Consider the following 19638-nt stretch of genomic DNA (forward strand, 5'->3'; position numbering starts at 1 on the left):
CTCGCGGCCGCGGGGAGGCCTCAGCCGGTGAAGCTGTGCTCCTCGGCGGGGAATCCGCCGTCGCGCACGTCGGTGGCGAACTCCTGCGCAGCGCGGGAGAGCTCCTGGCCCAGTTCGGCGTAGCGCTTGACGAACCGCGCGGTGCGCCCGGTGTTCATCCCCGCCATGTCGGTCCACACCAGCACCTGCCCGTCGCAGTGCGGGCCGGCGCCGATGCCCACGGTCGGCACGTGCAGCTCGGCGGTGACCCGTTTGGCCGTCTCCGCCGGAACCATTTCCAGCACCACGGCGAAGGCACCGGCCTCCTGCACCGCCTGCGCGTCGGCGAGCAGCGCGTCCGCGGCGTCCCCGCGTCCCTGCACCCGGTAGCCGCCGAGACCGTGTTCGCTCTGCGGGGTGAACCCGAGGTGCGCCATCACCGGGATGCCGGCGGTCGTCAGCGCTTCGACCTGCGGTGCGAACTCGGCACCGCCCTCCAGCTTGACCGCGTGCGCCCGCCCCTCCTTCATGAACCGCGCGGCCGTGTGCAGCGCCTGCTCCGGCGAAGCCTGGTAGGAGCCGAACGGCAGGTCCGCCACCACGAGCGCTCGTTCGACCGAGCGGGTCACCGCCCGCGTGAGCGGCAGCATCTCCTCCACCGACACCGGCAGCGAGGACTCGTAGCCGTAGACGTTGTTCGCCGCCGAATCGCCCACGAGCAGCGCGGGGATCCCCGCCTCGTCGAAGATCCGCGCGGTGTACGTGTCGTAGGAGGTGAGCATCGGCCACGGCTGGCCGCGCTCCTTGAACTGCTGCAGGTGGTGCACGCGCACCCGCGAAGGTGTCCGGGCGGTGCCGTGCGGAGCGGCGGTTTCCGCCGGTGTCCCGGTCGAAGCCGCGTGAGTCGCCGTATCAGTCATGTGAACCGTCCTCGTCCTCGAGGCCCTGCACGGGTCCCCGGGTCATGTGACGTCTGGTACGAGACCCAGCGTGGCACGACGACGAGCCCGGTGGACACGGCTCCGGGCAACGTCACACCGCGCCACCTGCTCGGCAGGCCCGCGACGGGAGTCGCCGAGCAGCAGCACCAGCGGCAGCGGTCCGCTCGCCGCACCCGCGAGCACGTCGCGCGGGGAGGGAAGAAGCCGCCCCGCGACCGCATCCTGCGAGGAGCGGCGTCGCTCGGGGGCGGACGCAGCTCCGCACGCCGCACGAAGACCTGCGCGGCCCGAGGCAGCTCACCCGGGTTGCGCGCACGCCGCCGGGATCAACCGGGCCGGACTTCCCGCCACCGGTTCGTCAGCGGCAGCCGCCGGTCGCGGCCGAAGGACTTGAACGTGATCTTCGTGCCCGGCGGGTACTGGCGCCGCTTGAACTCGGCCCCGTCGACCATCCGCAGCACCCGCTGCACCAGGTCCGCGTCGAAACCCTCCCCGATGAGGTCGGCGTAGCCGCGGTCGCCCTCCACGTAGCCGTCCAGCACCGCGTCGAGGACGTCGTACGGCGGCAGCGAATCCTGGTCGGTCTGCCCCGGCCGCAGCTCGGCCGAGGGTTCCTTGCTGATCGAGTTCTCCGGGATCGGCGGCACCTGGCCGTACTTCTCCGCCTGCGCGTTGCGCCACCGCGCCAACTGCCACACCAGCGTCTTCGGCACGTCCTTGATCGGCGCGAACCCGCCGACCGCATCGCCGTAGAGCGTCGAATAACCCACGGCCAGCTCCGTCTTGTTCCCCGGCGCCAGCACGAGGTGCCCGTGCTGATTGGACAGCGCCATGAGCAGCATCCCGCGGCACCGCGCCTGGACGTTCTCCTCGGCCAGCCCCGTCAGCTCCAGCTTCTGCACGTACGCGTCGACCACGTCGGCCACCGAGCGCACCTCGAACGAACAGCCCAGCCGCCGCGCCAGCTCGGCCGCGTCCGAACGGGAGTGCTCCGAGGAGTAGCGCGTAGGCATCGAAACACCGTGCACCGCTCGCGGGCCCAACGCGTCGGCGGCCAGCGCCGCGCTCACGGCCGAGTCGATGCCGCCGGAGAAGCCGAAGACCACCGACCGGAAACCGTTCTTGTGCACGTAGTCGCGCAGCCCGGTCACCAGCGCCGACCACACCTCTTCAGCGGAGTCGAGCGGTTCGGCCGGGCCCGGCTGCTTCCGCGGTTCGTACTTCGGCACCGGGTCGGGGCTGAGCGTGTACCGCTGGACGTCGAAAGCCGGCGGCCGCGTCGTGAACGACAGCCCCTGCGACTCGGACACGACCTCCTCGGACACGGTCGTGGCCGTGTGACCACCGGCCGCCAGGTCGAGATCGGCCACCAGCAGCGTCTCGGTGAACCGCGGTCCGCGGGCGAGCATCTCCCCGCCCGGAGCGGCGATCATCGAACCGCCGTCGAACACGAGCTCGTCCTGCGCGCCCACCAGGTTGACGTAGGCGATCGGTGCGCCCGCCTCCGCGGAACGCGCCTGCACCAGCGGCGCGCGCCGGTCGTCCTTGGCGCGCTCGTACGGCGAGGCGTTCAGGCACAGCACGAGGTCCGTGCCCACCTGCCCCAGGGCGCTGACCGGCCCGCTGTTCTGCCAGACGTCCTCGCAGACGACGACGCCGACGTCCAGGCCGTGGACGCGCACGATCGGCAGGTCCAAACCGGGCGCGAAGTAGCGGGCCTCGTCGAACACGCCGTAGTTCGGCAGGTGGTGCTTGTTGTAGGTGGCGACCACCTCGCCGCCGTACAGCAACGACGCCGAGTTCCGCAGCCCCTCGTCGTCGCGGCCCAAGTGGCCGACCGCGACGAGCACGTCGCCGCAGCCGGCGGTGCGCAGCCGCTCGGCGAGGTGCTCGAGCTCGGAGAGGTTGGCGGCGGCGAACGACTGGCGCAGGGCGAGGTCCTCCACCGGATAACCGCACAGCGTCATTTCCGGGAAGGCGACGACGTGCGCTCCGTCCTCCGCGGCCTTGCGGGTCCAGTCCACGACGGACGCGCTGTTGCCCGCGATGTCGCCGACGGTGGTGTTGATCTGGGCGAGTCCGAGACGCAACTGCGGCATGCGCTCATCATCGCGCATCGGACGGCGTCCCGTCCCGGCGGACGGGGAGCCGCCCGGCGTGGGAGTGCCCACACCCGCATGTCAGGATCCGGTGGTGTTCCGCGCACCCACGGTTCTCGCGACGGCACTGCTCACGGTCACCACGGCTGCGTGCGTGCCGCAGCAACCGGACACGAACGTTCCGCACACCGAACGCAACGGCCCCGCCGGCCCCGTGCCGCAGGGTCTGGAGCGGTTCTACGGCCAGTCGCTGCGGTGGCAGGCCTGCCCGCAGTACGCCGAGACCGAGCAGGACCGGCAGGCCTACGCGGCTCCGGGGCTGGAGTGCGCCCGCCTGACCGTCCCGCTCGACTACTCCGACCCGGGTGGCGACACCGTCCAACTCGGACTCCTGCGGCGCCCGGCCACCGGCGGGCAGGACGAGCGCATCGGGTCGCTCATGATGAACCCGGGCGGGCCCGGCGCCTCCGGCATGAGCGCGGCGGCCGGCATGGCCGGCGCGGTGTCCGGCTCGGAACTGGGGGAGCGCTTCGACTTCGTCGGGTTCGACCCGCGCGGAGTGGGCGCGTCGGAACCCGCGGTGCAGTGCCTGACCGACGCGGAACGCGACGCCGAACGGCTCGACTCCGACGCCGACGCCTCGCCGCGGGGCGTCGCCCAGACCGAGCGGGAAGAGCGCGCCTACGCCCGCAAGTGCGCGGAACGCAGCGGCAGCGACCTGCTGGCGAACATCGGCACGGACGACGTGGCCAAGGACCTCGACGTGCTGCGTTCCGCGCTCGGCGACAACGAGCTCAACTACCTCGGCTTCTCCTACGGCACGCGCATCGGCTCCGAGTACGCCGAGCAGTTCCCCGGCAACGTGCGGACCATGCTGCTCGACGGCGCGATCGACCCGCAGCAGTCCACCACCGAATCGCTGGTGGGGCAGGGCGACGGGTTCCAGCGCGCCTTCGCGGACTTCGCGCGCTGGTGCGCCGACCGGGGCGAGTGCGCCCTCGGCGACGACCCGTCCCGTGCAGTGGCCGAGTTCCAGCGCCTCACCCGCCCGCTGGTGGACAGCCCGGTGCCGGTCGGTGACCGCGCGCTGTCCTACGACGACGCGACCACCGCGGTGATCCAGGCGCTGTACGCGCCGGACATGTGGGAGCAGCTCAACCAGGGCCTGATGCAGCTGCGGCGGGGCCAGGGCCGGGTGCTGCTGGCGCTGGCGGACGTGTACTACGGCCGCGACCCGGACGGTTCGTACTCGAACACCATCGACGCGTTCGACGCGATCCACTGCGTCGACGACGAACGGCTCAGCTCCAGGGAGGAAGCGCGCGAAGCGGACCGGCGCTACCGCGAGGCCGCGCCGTTCCTCGACGACGGGCGCGTAGCGAACCCCGCGCGGGACATGTGCTCGTTCTGGCCCGTCCCGCCGAGCGGCGACACCGAGCAGCCGCAGGTGCGCGACCTGCCGCCGACCCTGGTCGTGTCCACCACCGGGGACCCGGCCACGCCCTACCAGGCCGGCGTCCGGCTCGCCCGCGCGCTGCACGGGCGGTTGCTGACCTACGAGGGCACCCAGCACACCGCCTTCCTGCAGGGCGATTCCTGCGTCGACGAGGCCGGCGTCGACTACTTCGTCGACCGCGAGCTGCCGGAGGAGGGCACGCGCTGCGGCTGACCGCAGCCGAGTGCCGGGCCGCCGGGTGGGCCGGGCCGCCGGGTGGGGCGGGCCGCACGGACGCCGCGAACGGCGCGGACGGCGGCCCGCCGATTCGCGGGCTCGACCCGCCGGTTACGCATCGGTCCCGACGAACTCCTAGGCTGCCGGACATGAACCGCCAGCAGGAGTTCGTGCTCCGCACCCTGGAGGAACGCGACATCCGCTTCGTGCGGCTGTGGTTTACCGACGTCCTCGGCATCCTCAAATCGGTGGCGATCTCGCCGGCCGAGCTCGAAGGGGCCTTCGCCGAGGGCATCGGATTCGACGGCTCGGCCATCGAAGGGTTTGCGCGGATCTTCGAATCGGACATGGTCGCAAAGCCGGACCCCACGACGTTCCAGGTGCTGCCCTGGGAAACCCCCGACGGGGAGCACTACTCGGCCCGGATGTTCTGCGACATCCACATGCCGGACGGCTCGCCGTGCTGGGCCGACCCGCGGCACGTGCTGCGCCGCACCCTCGCCCGGGCCACCGAGTCCGGATTCACCTGCTACGTGCACCCGGAGATCGAGTTCTTCCTGCTCAAGGACCTGCCCACGGACGGCAGCGAACCGACGCCGGCCGACTCCGGCGGCTACTTCGAGCAAGCCAGCCACGACGCGGCACCGCACTTCCGCCGCAACGCCATCGAAACGCTCGAGGCGATGGGCATCTCCGTCGAGTTCAGCCACCACGAGGCCGCCGCGGGCCAGCAGGAGATCGACCTGCGCTACGCCGACGCGCTGACCATGGCCGACAACGTGATGACGTTCCGGTACGTGGTCAAGGAAGTCGCCATGACCCAAGGGGTGCGGGCGTCCTTCATGCCGAAACCGTTCAGCGAACGCCCCGGTTCCGGCATGCACACGCACGTCAGCCTGTTCGAAGGCGACCGCAACGCCTTCTACCACCCGGAGAACCCCTACGAACTCTCCGACACGGGACGCGCGTTCGTCGCCGGCATCCTGCACCACGCGCGCGAGATCAGCGCCGTGACCAACCAGTGGGTGAACTCGTACAAGCGGCTCGTCGTCGGCGGCGAAGCCCCCACCGCCGTGTGCTGGGGCCATGCCAACCGCTCCGCGCTGGTGCGGGTGCCGATGTACTCCCCCGGCAAGTCCTCCTCGCGCCGCGTCGAGGTCCGCAACGTCGACTCCGCCTGCAACCCCTACCTGGCCTACGCGGTCACCCTGGCCGCCGGGCTCACCGGGGTGGAGAAGGGCTACGAACTGCCCCCGGCCACGGAGGACGACGTGTGGGCGCTGACGGAGGGCGAACGCAAGGCCGCCGGGTACGACAACCTGCCGCAGAACCTCAACGAGGCGCTGCGCGACATGGAGTCCTCCGAACTGGTCGCCGAAACCCTCGGCGAGCACGTGTTCGACTTCTTCCTGCGCAACAAGCGCGACGAGTGGGACGCCTACCGCAGCCACGTCACCCCGTACGAACTGCGGACGCTCATGCCGATGCTCTGAACCGCTTCCGGCGCGCCGGGGCACGCGGATCACGCGGCTCGGGCGGCGGTACGTTGCGTGCGTGAGCGATGCAGACCACGCTGCTGAGTCCACCGCCGACGCGAGCGGTTCCGCGTCGGCGGCGGGGTCCACCGGCCACCGGCACGCGCCGTCCGGCAACACCGGCGGCGCCTCCCGAGAACTCATCGGCTGCACACTCGCCCGCCGCGACCAGCTGCCGGCCGCTCGCGTGCTGCGCGAGTCGTTCCTGCAGCACCACCCCGCGGCGCGCTTCGCGCTGCTCGTCGTCGACCGTCCCGATCTCGTCGACCCGACTGAACCGGACGCGGTCGACGTGACCGAGCTGGGACTGTCGGCGGAGGAGTTCGCCCGACTGGCGACGGCCTGCACCGCCGAGCAGCTGCGCGCCGTGCTGCGCCCCCGGTTGCTGCGCCGGTTGCGCGGCGCGGCCGCGACCGTGGTGTGCTGCGAACCCGAGGTGCGGGTGCTGCACCCGTTCGACGACGTGCTCGCGACCGATGACAGCCCGGTGCGGCTCGTGCCGCGGGTGCTGCGCCCGCTGACCGCCGACGGGTTGCGTCCCGGGCCGGACGACCTCGCCGAGGCCGGGATGTTCGACCCGCACCTGCTCGTCGCCGCGGCAGGTGCCGACAGCGCGCTCGAGCAGTGGCAGGCGCAACTCGACCGCGACCCCGCGGGCGCCGCGAACCGCGTGGACGGTCTCGCAGTCCTCGCCGACCACGGCGTGCTCCGCGACCCCGGGCTCGGACTGTCCGCCTGGAACGCAGCGCACCGGCAGCTCGCGCGGGACGGCGAGAGCTACACGGTCGACGGCGCGCCGCTGCGCACCGTGCACTTCGCCGGCTTCCAGCCGGCACGGCCGTGGCTGTTGTCCACGGCGTTCGCCGACAACCCGCGCGTGCTGCTTTCCGAACACCCGCTGCTGGCGGAACTGTGCGCGCACTACCGCAACGCGCTCGTCCACCACGGCCACACCGCAGCCGCCCCGCATCCCTACGACCACCTGCCGGGCGGCGCACCGCTGCCCGAGCCGCTGCGGCGCGCGTACTCGCGCACCTGGCGCGAGCGGGGCGAACCACCGCCGAGCCCGTTCGCCCCGGGGCCCGAAGAGGACCCCGCCGCGGAGTTCCTGCGCTGGGCCGGCGAACCCGCCGACGACCGGCAGCGCGAGGCGGGCGGCTCGCGCTGGACCGCCGCCGTGTGGACCGCGGACCCGGAGCTGCGGCGCGACTTCCCCGACCCGTTCGGTTCCGACGCCGCCGCGTTCCACGAGTGGTGCCTCGGTACCGGACGCGCCAGCGGTCGGGTACCTGACGGGACGGTCCGCGCCCCGGCCGGGCGGCAGGCCGCACTGCTCGACCAGCTCGGCGTCTCCGTGCTCGGCACCGGAGCGCTCGCCGAACTGCTGGCGGAGACCGCGCGGGCCTCCGGACTGCCCACCTCCGACACGCCCTGCTACCCGGTCGTGCTGCGTTGCCGCGCCGACACGCCGGTGCCCGCCGGACGGCACATCGTCGACGTGGTGCTCACCTCCGCCCCTCCGCCGCCCGAAGCCGCCGAAGCCTGGTACCTCTCCGAGCAGGCGCGGATCGCCGCCCGCAGCGCCGCGGGGCCGGTCTCGCGCGTGCTGCCGGCACCGGTTCCGCAGCGCGACCCGCTCGGTCTGGCCGCCCGCAAGGGCGAACGCGCGCGGTGGGAACTGTCCGACGAGTTCGTCGTCGCCGCCGCGGTCGACCACGCCGCCGAGCACGCGGACAACGCGCTCGGGCTGGTGAACGGATTCCTCTCCGCCTTCGCCGCTGATCCGGACGCGCGCCTGCTGCTGCTCGTCGCCGGCGCCGCCCGCCACCCGGAAGCCGCGGAACGCCTGCGCCTGGCCACGGCGTCCGAACCGCGCGTGCTGCTGGTCGAACGCCCCGAGGCGGACGCGGTGCCGTACGAGGCGGAGACCACGTTCGCCGCGGCCGACTGCGTCCTCGCCCTGCCGCGGGCCGAAGCGGACCGGCACGTCCCCGGGCTGGTGCGTCTCGTCGCGCGCGGCGTTCCGGTGATCGCCGCGGACGCCGGCGGCATCGGTGCGGTGCTCGGCTCCGCCGGCGCGTGGCTCGTGCCCTGCTCGACGAGCGGTGCTCCCGATCCGGAGCGGGCGGTGGAGGCGCTGCGTGCTGCGGCCGCGGACCGGGCGGAACTCGCCGATTTCGGCTTGCGGGCGCGCGAGCACGTGCGCGCCGAGCACGCTCCCGGCGACGTGGGCGCGCGACTGCGGGAACGCGTGGAGCAGGCCTACCGCAGCTGGCGCAGCACTGGTTCGGACGAGCGCTCGGGCGCACCCGCCGGGGAGGACCCGCTGCGCCCGCTGCTGGTCGCGCGCCACGCGCTGCACCGCGCGCCGGACGTGGCCGAGGGCACGCGCGGTGCGATGACACCAGCACTGCGGAAAGCGGTGCTCAAGGCGCTCGGCCACTACGACGACCACCTGCGGAACGTGCTGCGCTCCGTCGTCGACGGGGTGGAGCGCACCGCGACGGAGCTGCTGCGCAGGCAGGAGCAGTCGGACGGCACCGATCCGGAGGTACTGCGGGTGGAGATCGCGCGGCTGGCGCGGCAGCAGGAACAGCTCGCCGAGCAGGTGCTGCACGCCGATGACGCGGTGGTGCGCACCCGCACCGAACTCGCCGAGCAGCAGCGCCGGCTCCGCGCGCTGGAGCAGGAGGCCGCGGTGGAGCGGGAAAGCACCGAGGACGATCGGTGGGACGCCGTGGCGCAGCGCCTGGACGGGCTCACCGGAGCCCTCGAACGCGTGGTGGACCGGGTGGACGCCCTGGAACAGCGCCAGAGCCGCGAACAGGAGTGGGAGCCGCCGGTGCGCGCGGCCTCGTTGGACGCGGCGAACGCACTGCGACGCACCGAGATGGTGCAGCGCGTCGTCCTGCAGGAGCACGAGCGGGCCACCGAGGGCGACGTCGCGGACGCCGCGGGGCGGACGACACCGGTGTTGTGCGATGCGGGGGTGCTGCGCCTGCCCGCGGACGACACGTTCCTGCTGCCGTGGCTGTCCCAGCACGCCGCCTGGGACGGCGAGGTGTCGGGCCTGCTCGATGCGCTGGTGCAGCCGGGCAGCGCGTTCCTCGACATCGGCGCCTACGTCGGCTACCAGACGGTGCGGATGCTCAACGCGCACGAACTCGGAGCCGTCGTGGCGGTGGAACCGAGCGCCCGCGCCGCGGAGCTGGCGCGCCGCAACGTCGCCGCGAACGTGCCGGAGCGGGTGCGGGACCGGTTCGCGCTGCTCGCGGGCGCGGCTTGGGACGCTCCTGCCGAACTCATCGGATGGCCGGGAGCCGTGAGCGGGCTCGACGTGCAGCAGGAAGCGGACGGGGCCGCGGCCGGCGCCGCGGAACGGGTGCGCGCGCTGCCGCTCGACGAGACGTGGGCGGCGCGGCCGGAACTGGCCGCTGCCCGAGGGCTGCGGATCTCCGCGGTGCACGTGGACGTGGCGGGGCAGCTGCACCGGGTCGTCGCGGGCATGGCGGAGCTGCTCGCCGAACACCGGCCGTCAGTGGTGTGCTCCTTCGCCCCGGACGGGGTCGCGCGGGACGGCGCCGACCCGCTCGTGGTGTTGCGCGGGATCGCCGAGCACGGTTACGAGCTCGTGCCCGTGGGGCGCGACGCAGCTGTGGGCCCCGAGGACCTGCTCGCGGCGGTGCGCAGTTCCGGGGCGCACACGGTGAAGCTGTGGTTGCGGCCGGCGTGAATCCCGGTTGGCCCGGGCGGATCTGATCGGGCTGCTGGAGGGCTGCTCGTGGTGTGCTGCGTTCGTTCCCGCCGCTTCCAGCGGCCGCCGGTTTGGGCTGCCAGCCGTCCGACCGGCCCCGTTCGACCGGCCCCGTCCGCGCGGTCGGCCGGCGGGAGCGCTCCCCGGCACGGACGACACGGGCTCGCCAACCAGGAGGGCACGGGTGTGCTCGCGGGCGGAGGACCCCCTTCGCAAGGGCCGGAGCCGGGTTGGTTAGAGTGGACGCAACACAAACTGATCGGGGCATGCGGGTGAACTTCGGTTGACACAGCGAAATGCACCGAGTAAAGTGACAAAGCGGTGCAACTTCGAGTTGCGCCAATATTGACAACCTGAAGCAACGTCCTCGGCCTCCTTGTGGGGCCCCCGGTGATCGGGCAGCAGTGAACGGTGCTAGGGTTGTGTGGTGCCGCCGCGGGGTTGTGGTGGCGTGTTCTTTGAGAACTCGACAGCGGATGTTTGTGTCCACGCGTGTGCGTGGCCCTTGTTTTTTTGCTGGGATTTGTTGTTGGAGAGTTTGATCCTGGCTCAGGACGAACGCTAGCGGCGCGCTTGACACATGCAAGTCGAGCGAGGTGTCTCTTTCGGGAGATAACCGAGCGGCGAACGGGTGAGTAACACGTGAGTAATCTACTCTGGACTCGGGGATAACCCTGGGAAACCGGGGCTAATACCGGATAGCCGTCTTCTCGGGCATCCGGGGGGACGGAAAGGTGCCGTGCTGTGAGGTGCGGTGCCCGGTCCGGAATGGGCTCGCGGCCCATCAGCTGGTTGGTGGGGTCAGGGCCTACCAAGGCGACGACGGGTAGCCGGCCTGAGAGGGTGATCGGCCACACTGGGACTGAGACACGGCCCAGACTCCTACGGGAGGCAGCAGTGGGGAATCTTGCGCAATGGGCGAAAGCCTGACGCAGCGACGCCGCGTGGGGGAGGACGGCCTTCGGGTTGTAAACCTCTTTCAGCCCTGACAAAGGTGATGGTAGGGGCAGAAGAAGCGCCGGCTAACTACGTGCCAGCAGCCGCGGTAATACGTAGGGCGCGAGCGTTGTCCGGAGTTACTGGGCGTAAAGGGCTCGTAGGCGGTGTGTCGCGTCGGCCGTGAAATCCTGCGGCTCAACCGCGGACGGGCGGCCGATACGGGCACACTTGAGGGCGGTAGAGGCAAGCGGAATTCCCGGTGTAGCGGTGAAATGCGCAGATATCGGGAGGAACACCGACGGCGAAGGCAGCTTGCTGGGCCGTGCCTGACGCTGAGGAGCGAAAGCGTGGGGAGCGAACAGGATTAGATACCCTGGTAGTCCACGCCGTAAACGTTGGGCGCTAGGTGTGGGGACCGTCGTGGTTTCCGTGCCACAGCTAACGCGTTAAGCGCCCCGCCTGGGGAGTACGGCCGCAAGGCTAAAACTCAAAGGAATTGACGGGGGCCCGAACAAGCGGCGGAGCATGTGGATTAATTCGATGCAACGCGAAGAACCTTACCTGGGTTTGACATCCATCGGATCGCCTCAGAGATGGGGTTTCCCTTGGGGCCGGTGGACAGGTGGTGCATGGCTGTCGTCAGCTCGTGTCGTGAGATGTTGGGTTAAGTCCCGCAACGAGCGCAACCCTTGTCCCGTGTTACCAGCAATGTGGTTGGGGACTCACGGGAGACTGCCGAGGTAACTCGGAGGAAGGTGGGGACGACGTCAAGTCATCATGCCCCTGATGCCCAGGGCTTCACACATGCTACAATGGCCGGTACAGAGGGTGGCGATCCCGCAAGGGTGGGCGAATCTCGCAAAGCCGGTCGTAGTTCGGATCGGGGTCTGCAACTCGACCCCGTGAAGGCGGAGTCGCTAGTAATCGCAGATCAGCAACGTTGCGGTGAATACGTTCCCGGGCCTTGTACACACTGCCCGTCACGTCATGAAAGTCGGTAACACCCGAAGCCCATGGCCCAACCGGATGCGTCCGGCAGGAGTGGTCGAAGGTGGGACTGGCGATTGGGACGAAGTCGTAACAAGGTAGCCGTACCGGAAGGTGCGGCTGGATCACCTCCTTTCTAAGGAGAAGCCCGCGAGTGTTTCGGGGAGTGTCCTCGGAGCGTGTGGTGTGGGTTTCGTGTTGGTTTTGTGGTGTTTTGGGGTTCGTGCGCGTGGTGGCACAGGCATTCGCTGTCGGGTTGTGAGGGAACACGGCCCGGCTGGGGTGGTGTTTCTGGGTGTTTGAGAAGTGGATAGTGGGTGTGAACATCCTGTCGTGGTGTTGTTGGTTGTGGTCCTTCGTGGTGGTAAGTTGTGAAGGGCGTACGGTGGATGCCTTGGCACCAGGAGTTGTTGAAGGACGTGGGTGGCTGCGATAAGCCTGGGTGAGTTGCCGACCGAGCTGTGATCCCAGGGTGTCCGAACGGGTGAACCTGGCCGGAGTGTTGTCCGGTCGCTGCTGTCTGAATGTATAGGGCAGTGGGTGGTAACGCGGGGAACTGAAACATCTCAGTACCTGCAGGAGGAGAAAGCAAGAGCGATTCCCTGAGTAGTGGCGAGCGGAAGGGGAAGAGGCTAAACCGGGTGCGTGGGAGAGTCGGCAGGCGTTGCGTGTCCGGGGTTGTTGGGACGGCTTGTTCCGGGGCTGCCGCTCCGGGGGATGGAAGCGTGGCTAGCCGAAGGCGTTGGAAGGCGCTGGCGGAGTGGGTGAGACCCCCGTAGGTGAAAGTTGTCGTGGAAGTCTGGGTTGTTCCCGAGTAGCACGGTGCCCGTGGAATTCCGTGTGAATCTGCCAGGCCCACCTGGTAAGCCTAAATACTCCCTGGTGACCGATAGTGGATCAGTACCGTGAGGGAATGGTGAAAAGTACCCCGGGAGGGGAGTGAAAGAGTTCCTGAAACCGTGCGCCTACAAGCCGTCAGAGCACCTGCGGGGTGTGATGGCGTGCCTTTTGAAGAATGAGCCTGCGAGTTAGTGGTGCGTGGCGAGGTTAACCCGTGTGTGGGGTAGCCGCAGCGAAAGCGAGTCTGCAGAGGGCGGTGGAGTCGCGTGCTCTGGACCCGAAACCGAGTGATCTTCCCGTGGTCAGGGTGAAGCCCGGGTAATACCGGGTGGAGGCCCGAACCTACCAGGGTTGCAAACCTGGAGGATGAGCTGCGGGCAGGGGTGAAAGGCCAATCAAACTCGGTGATAGCTGGTTCTCCCCGAAATGCATTTAGGTGCAGCGTTGCGTGGTTCCTGGGTGGGGTAGTGCGCTGGTTGGTCGAGGGGCCCGGTGGGTTACCGAGATCAGCTAAACGGTGAATACGCCTGGGTTTGAGCGTGGCAGTGAGTCTGTGGGGGAAAAGCTCCATGGTCGAGAGGGAAACAGCCCAGATCGTCGGCTAAGGCCCCGAAGTGTGTGCTGAGTGGGAAAGGATGTGGGGTCGCTGGGACAGCCAGGAGGTTGGCTTAGAAGCAGCCATCCTTGAAAGAGTGCGTAATAGCTCACTGGTTAAGCGACTTTGCGCCGAAAATTCAGCGGGGCTGGAAAGCACACCGCCGAAGCCGCGACAAGCAGCCCCCTGGTGGGGGGTTGTTTGGGTAGGGGAGCGTTCCGGTGACGGTGAAGCATGCCGGGTAACCGGGTGTGGAGGAGCCGGAAGTGAGAATGCAGGCATGAGTAGTGTTTGAGGAGTGAGAATCTCCTCCGCCGGATGGCCAAGGGTTCCAGGGGAAGGTTGATCCGCCCTGGGTGAGTCGGATCCTAAGGCGAGGCCGACAGGCGTAGTCGAAGGGCAACGGGTTGATAGTCCCGTACCTGCCGGCGCTGATCCGCCCGGCATCGTGGTGGTGGTGTCATCGTTCGTGCGGCGTGTGGCCTTTGGGCTGCGCGTCGTGGCGGGCCGTGGCGCCGCGCTGGGTGTGCGGGCCCGCGATGGGGGGACGCAGAAGGGTAGTCCAGCCCGGCCGGTGGTTGTGCCGGGGTAAGGGTGTAGGGCGGTGTACAGGCAAATCCGTGCACCGGGTGCCTGAGACCTGATGCCGAGCCTGAGTGGCGAAGTGGGTGAGCCCATGCTGTCTCGAAAAGCCTCTAGCGGACGCGTCGGTGGTCCGTACCCGAAACCGACACTGGTGGCCAGGTAGAGTATACCGAGGCGAGCGAGCGAACCGTGGTTAAGGAATTCGGCAAATTGTCCCCGTAACTTCGGGAGATGGGGAGCCGGTTGGCGTGTACGCCCGTGGCGGCGGAAGCGCGGGCCGGCCGCAGTGACGAGGCCTGATCGACTGTTTACTAAAAACACAGGTCCATGCGAAGCGTGGTTGCGAAGTATATGGACTGACGCCTGCCCGGTGCCGGAACGTTAAGGGGAGGGGTGAGCCCCCTGTGGGGGGCGAGGCTCTGAACCGAAGCGCCGGTAAACGGCGGTGGTAACTATAACCATCCTAAGGTAGCGAAATTCCTTGTCGGGTAAGTTCCGACCCGCACGAATGGCGTAACGAATCGGGCGCTGTCTCGACCACGGACTCGACGAAATTGCACGACGAGTTAAGATGCTCGTTTCGCGCGGCAGGACGGAAAGACCCCGGGACCTTTACTGCAGCTTGGCATTGGTGTGTGGTGCGGCTTGTGTAGGATAGGTGGGAGACGGTGATGCGGGCACGCCAGTGTGCGCGGAGTCGTTGGTGAAATACCACTCTGGCCGTTCCGGGCATCTAACCTAGGTCCGTGATCCGGATTGGGGACAGTGCCTGGTGGGTAGTTTAACTGGGGCGGTTGCCTCCCAAAGAGTAACGGAGGCGCACAAAGGTCCCCTCAGCTTGGTTGGGAATCAGGTGGTGAGTGCAAGGGCACAAGGGGGCTTGACTGTGAGACTGACGGGTCGAGCAGGTGCGAAAGCAGGTCTTAGTGATCCGGCACTTCCAGGTGGCTGGGGTGTCGCTCAACGGATAAAAGGTACCCCGGGGATAACAGGCTAATCATGCCCGAGAGTCCGTATCGACGGCATGGTTTGGCACCTCGATGTCGGCTCGTCGCATCCTGGGGCTGTAGTGGGTCCCAAGGGTTGGGCTGTTCGCCCATTAAAGCGGCACGCGAGCTGGGTTTAGAACGTCGTGAGACAGTTCGGTCCCTATCCGCCGCGCGCGGAGGACACTTGCGAGGAGCTGTCCCTAGTACGAGAGGACCGGGACGGACGGACCTCTGGTGTGCCAGTTGTCCCGCCAGGGGCACGGCTGGTTAGCTACGTTCGGTACGGATAACCGCTGAAAGCATCTAAGCGGGAAGCCAGCCTCAAGATGAGGTGTCCCGCCCCATGTGGGTTAAGGCCTCCAGGAGATGACTGGGTGGATAGGCCGGTGGTGCACGCTCGGTAACGAGTTCAGCCGACCGGTACTAAACGGCCGAGCGGCTTACCCCCTCTTGTGAGGGCACAATCCTCGAGCATCACGGACACGACGCGCCAGTATTGCTGGTGGTGGGGTGTTCACACCTGCTGATCGGCTTCTCAACCACCCACCCCCCACCCCGGTGCGGGTGTGAGGGGTTTGTGAGTTGTCGGTGGCCATAGCGGGAGGGGTAGGCCCGGATCCCATACCGAACCCGGTAGCGAAGTCTCCCAGCGCTGATGGTACTGCACCCGGTGGGGTGTGGGAGAGTAAGTCGCCGCCGACACACACCAAAAGGAGAGGAGGGGTTGGGGCTGGGAGAGCCCGCCACCCGACATTCGGGTGCCACGGGTCCCACCCCAACCCCTCCTTTTCATGTCAGGACGGTGACACGTACCCGCGCGGGGCCTCGGATGCGCCCGTGCACATTGGGCGCAGGCCGCGCTGCGACGTACGCTCGGAGTCATGGCAAGTCCGCGCATCCTGGCCGTGCAACCCGGGCCAGACAATCCGCCCGAAACACTGGGCAACTGGTTGACTGAGGCGGGGGCCGTGGTCGACACGCTCGCCTGCGACTCCGCATCGGTGCCCGCCGAGCTCGGCGAGTACGACGCCCTGATCGTGCTCGACGGCCCGATGGGGCCCTACGAGGATGCTGAGCATCCGTGGCTCGCCCAGGTGCGGACGCTCCTCAGCAGTGCGGTGACACAACAAGCACCGGTTCTGGCCCTGGGGCTGGGAGCGCACATCCTCGCCAGCGTCACCGGAGGCAGAATCCGCGCAGTTCCGCACGGCCCGCAGATCGGCCCCGGGTTGATCGCGAAGCGCGACTCGGCTGCGGACGACCCGCTGTTCGGCTCGGTGCCGCTCACCCCGGACGTGCTGTGCTTCCACACCGACGAGCTCGCGACGCTCCCGCCGACCGCCGAGCTGCTCGCCTCCTCACCCGGGTGCGACCACCAGCTGTTCCGCATCGGCCCGTTCGCGTACGGTCTGCAGTTCCACATCGAAACCACCACCGACACGGTTCTGCGGTGGCTCGAGCACCACCCCGAACTGGCTGAAGCGCACGGTCAGCCCCTCAGCGCAGAAGTGCTCGACCGGTTCCACGAGGAAGCCGCTGAAACCTGGCGACCGGTCGCGGAACGCTTCGCCCACATCGCCTCGTTGCCGCCGCAGGAACGCAGCGAACACCGGTTGCTGCCCGTCGTGTGAGTCTCAGCGATGCGCATGGGTTTTCCGAGGTGCTGAGGATTACCGTTCGAACATGGTCTCCAGTGGTTCGGGCCGTCCCACCGTCGTCTCGTCCGCCCGGTACGGGTTCAGCAACACCGACTGGGCCGAAGCACGACTGAGAGCGGCCGGATGGTGGTCCGACACCGGCCCCGAGGAATCCGAACCGATCGTTGCGGCCCTCTCCAGAACCGCGGACCCCGATCTGGCGCTGCACGCCCTCGACCGCCTGCGCGACACTTCGCAGGAAGACTGGGCGGCCCTGGCCGCGGAGCTCGCGGAGAACGCGTGCTTGCGTGGACGCCTGATCGGCGTGCTCGGTACCTCCTCGGCGTTCAGCGACCACCTGGTCGCCCACCCTCGGGATTGGCGGCGGCTCCGCACTTGGGAAGCGCCGGCCGAACTCGCGGAGACCTACACGACCGAACTGCTCGACGCGGTACGCGAAGGGGACTCCGAAAGCGCCACGTTGGGGGCGAAACAGGCGATCAGCGTACTGCGCGGGGTCTACCGTGCGATGCTGCTCGACATCGCGAGCTGGGACCTCGCCCACACCGCGGAACCCGATCTGCCGGTGGTGGAGTACGAGGACATCGTCACCCTGCTGTCCGATGCCGCTGTCGCCGCGTTGCGCGCGTCGTGGGCCGTGGCCGAAACCGAATGGCGCTCAACAGCTCCGGAAGGTGCGACGACACCCCGCATGGCCGTCATAGCGATGGGCAAGTGCGGCGGTCGGGAGCTCAACTACGTCAGCGACGTGGACGTGGTCTTCGCAGCCAGGAGCGAAGCCGACGTGCCCGGGGCGACGCGGATGGCCACCACGCTGATGCGCGTGGCCGGGGCCGCGTGCTTCGAAGTCGACGCCGCGCTGCGCCCGGAGGGCAAGAACGGTGCGCTGGTGCGGACGTTGGACGGCCACATCGCCTACTACCGCCGCTGGGCCCGTACATGGGAGTTCCAGGCACTGCTGAAAGCACGACCCGTGGCCGGCGACGAACAACTCGGCCAGGAGTATGCCGACGCGGTGCTGCCGTTCGTGTGGACCAGTGCGGAACGCGAAGGATTCGTCAGCGATGTGCGGTCGATGCGACGTCGCGTCGAAGACCACGTTCCCGGTGATGTCGCCGACCGTGAGCTGAAACTCGGCCGCGGCGGTCTGCGCGACGTCGAATTCGCCGTGCAGCTGTTGCAGCTGGTGCACGGCCGCACCGACGGATCGCTGCGCGACAAGTCCACGTTGAACGCGCTGCGCGCACTCGGCGAGGGCGGCTACGTGGCGCGGGCGGACGTGACCGATCTCGTCGAGTCGTACCGGTTCCTGCGCGTGATCGAACACCGATTGCAGCTGCGCCGGCTGCGCCGCACCCACGTCTTCCCGCCGTTCGACGACCAGGCCGCACTCGACGTGCTCGCCCGTGCCGCCGGGATGCGGTCCGGACGCCGCAGCACCGCCAGCGAAGACCTCATCACCGAGTTCCGCAGGCATCGCACGCGGGTGCGGCGCCTGCACGAGAAGCTCTTCTACCGACCGCTGCTGGAATCGGTCGCTCAGGTGCCCACGGAAGCACTGCGCCTGGCCACCGGCGCCGCGACCGAACGCCTCGCGGCGCTCGGCTACACCTCCCCGGAAGGGGCGCTGCGGCACATCGCAGCGCTCACCAGCGGGGTGTCGCGGCGCGCCAGCATCCAGGGCACGTTGCTGCCGATGCTGCTGGACTTGTTCGCCCGCACCCCCGACCCGGACGGCGCGCTGCTCGAGTACCGGAAGGTGTCCGAGGCGTTGGCCGAAACCTCGTGGTACCTGCGCCTGCTGCGGGACGAGGGAGCGGTGGCGCAGCGGCTGGCCCATCTGCTCGGCATCTCCCGGTTCGTGCCGGAACTGCTCGCGCGAGCCCCGGAAGTCCTGCGCCTGCTCGTCGACACCTGGGATTTCAGCGAACGCGACCCCGCGGAGATCGCCGAGTCGCTGCACGCCACGGTCGCTCGGTACCAGGAACCGGAGCGGGCCGTGGCGGCGGCGCGCTCCCTGCGCCGGCACGAACTGCTGCGCATCGCCTGCGGCGATCTGCTCGGCCTCATGTCGCCGGAATCGGTGCGCACGGCATTGTCGTCCATCTGGGTGGCGGTGCTGGAGGCCGCGTTGACCGTGGCCGCCGATTCCGTCGCGGAACGCACGGATGCGCACTCGGCGCGCATCGCCGTCATCGGCATGGGACGGCTCGGTGGTGCTGAACTGGGCTACGGCTCGGACGCCGACGTCGTGTTCGTCTGCGAACCGCGTGGTGAGGCGCCCGAAGACGCGGCCGTGCGATACGCGAGCGCCGTTGTGGAGCAGGTCCGTGCACTGCTCGGCTCGCCCAGTCAGGACCCACCGCTGGAAGTGGACATCGACCTGCGACCCGAGGGAAAGCAGGGCGCGCTGGTGCGTACGTTGGATTCCTACCGCAGCTACTACGAGCGGTGGGCGCACGTGTGGGAGGCGCAGGCGCTGCTGCGCGCCCGCCCCGTCGCGGGCGATGCTGAACTCGGTGAGCGGTTCCGTGCGATGATCGCTTCGTTCCGCTACCCGGAAGGCGGGTTGGACGCGGCGAAAACCCGCGAGATCCGGCGGATCAAGGCCAGGGTCGACTCGGAACGGCTGCCGCGCGGCGCGGACCCGGCCATGCACACCAAACTGGGGCGCGGGGGACTGGCCGATGTGGAATGGACCTTGCAGCTGCTGCAACTGCAGCACGCGCACCGCCATCCCGAGCTGCAAACGCCCTCCACCGTGGAGGGATTGCGGTCCGCGGCCGAGGTGGGAGTGTTGTCCGAAACTGACGCCGAGCGTTTGGTGGACGCGTGGGCGTGGGCGATGCGGGTGCGCAACGCGGTGACCCTGGTGCGGGGCAAACCCGGTGACCAGTTGCCGAAGCAGAGCCAGGGACGGGAACTGGCGATGGTGACCACTGCGCTCGGGTATCCGGCGGGAACCGATCCGGGCACAGTGATCGACGACTACCTGCGCGTGACGCGGCGCGCCCGAGCCGTGGTGGAGCGGGTGTTCTACGAGTCGTGACTGTACAGCACCATTG

At 69.0% G+C, this 19638-nt stretch carries 7 protein-coding genes and 3 rRNA genes; 8 read left to right on the forward strand and 2 right to left on the reverse strand.

Annotated elements, in window-relative coordinates; genetic code table 11:
• Window positions 1-20: 20 nt before the first annotated feature.
• Both panB and ACVGV2_RS06280 read right to left on the reverse strand, forming a co-directional pair.
• Window positions 21-899 (reverse strand): 3-methyl-2-oxobutanoate hydroxymethyltransferase, encoded by an 879-nt coding sequence (gene panB / locus ACVGV2_RS06275; RefSeq protein ID WP_459165098.1) that lies wholly within the window; start codon window positions 897-899, stop codon window positions 21-23.
• Between the two features lie 347 nt (window positions 900-1246).
• Entirely contained in the window at window positions 1247-3019 is a 1773-nt protein-coding gene (locus ACVGV2_RS06280) for an NAD+ synthase (RefSeq protein ID WP_459165099.1), read from the reverse strand.
• A 94-nt stretch (window positions 3020-3113) separates the two neighbouring features.
• On the opposite strand from ACVGV2_RS06280, the gene ACVGV2_RS06285 reads away from it, so the two are divergent.
• From ACVGV2_RS06285 to ACVGV2_RS06320, 8 genes are all read left to right on the forward strand, one after another.
• On the forward strand, window positions 3114-4688 hold the full coding sequence (locus ACVGV2_RS06285) for an alpha/beta hydrolase (RefSeq protein ID WP_459165100.1): 1575 nt from the start codon (window positions 3114-3116) through the stop codon (window positions 4686-4688).
• A gap of 152 nt (window positions 4689-4840) precedes the next feature.
• Window positions 4841-6184, forward strand: coding sequence for a type I glutamate--ammonia ligase (gene glnA / locus ACVGV2_RS06290; protein WP_459165101.1), 1344 nt, complete (start codon window positions 4841-4843; stop codon window positions 6182-6184).
• 61 nt (window positions 6185-6245) lie between these two features.
• A complete protein-coding gene (locus tag ACVGV2_RS06295) occupies window positions 6246-9959 on the forward strand; it encodes an FkbM family methyltransferase (RefSeq protein ID WP_459165102.1) in 3714 nt (1237 codons plus the stop codon).
• 547 nt (window positions 9960-10506) lie between these two features.
• Window positions 10507-12042, forward strand: a 16S ribosomal RNA gene (locus ACVGV2_RS06300).
• 226 nt (window positions 12043-12268) lie between these two features.
• Window positions 12269-15363, forward strand: a 23S ribosomal RNA gene (locus ACVGV2_RS06305).
• Window positions 15364-15499: 136 nt separating this feature from the next.
• Window positions 15500-15617: ribosomal RNA gene (rrf, locus tag ACVGV2_RS06310) — 5S ribosomal RNA — on the forward strand.
• Together the 16S, 23S and 5S rRNA genes form the textbook arrangement of a ribosomal RNA operon.
• 179 nt (window positions 15618-15796) lie before the next feature.
• Complete coding sequence (locus ACVGV2_RS06315) at window positions 15797-16546, forward strand: type 1 glutamine amidotransferase (RefSeq protein ID WP_459165103.1); 750 nt, start codon at window positions 15797-15799, stop codon at window positions 16544-16546.
• A gap of 52 nt (window positions 16547-16598) precedes the next feature.
• The gene (locus tag ACVGV2_RS06320) at window positions 16599-19622 is read left to right on the forward strand and encodes a bifunctional [glutamine synthetase] adenylyltransferase/[glutamine synthetase]-adenylyl-L-tyrosine phosphorylase (RefSeq protein WP_459165104.1); all 3024 of its coding nucleotides are present in this window, start codon (window positions 16599-16601) and stop codon (window positions 19620-19622) included.
• Window positions 19623-19638: the final 16 nt, after the last annotated feature.

Source organism: Bounagaea algeriensis (assembly GCF_054491375.1).

What these genes read in the sequence shown, in the direction of transcription:
- panB (WP_459165098.1), bottom strand. Translation starts at nt 899, where the DNA reads ATGACTGATACGGCGACTCACGCGGCTTCGACCGGGACACCGGCGGAA.
- ACVGV2_RS06280 (WP_459165099.1), bottom strand. Translation starts at nt 3,019, where the DNA reads ATGCCGCAGTTGCGTCTCGGACTCGCCCAGATCAACACCACCGTCGGC.
- glnA (WP_459165101.1), top strand. Translation starts at nt 4,841, where the DNA reads ATGAACCGCCAGCAGGAGTTCGTGCTCCGCACCCTGGAGGAACGCGAC.
- ACVGV2_RS06315 (WP_459165103.1), top strand. Translation starts at nt 15,797, where the DNA reads ATGGCAAGTCCGCGCATCCTGGCCGTGCAACCCGGGCCAGACAATCCG.
- ACVGV2_RS06320 (WP_459165104.1), top strand. Translation starts at nt 16,599, where the DNA reads ATGGTCTCCAGTGGTTCGGGCCGTCCCACCGTCGTCTCGTCCGCCCGG.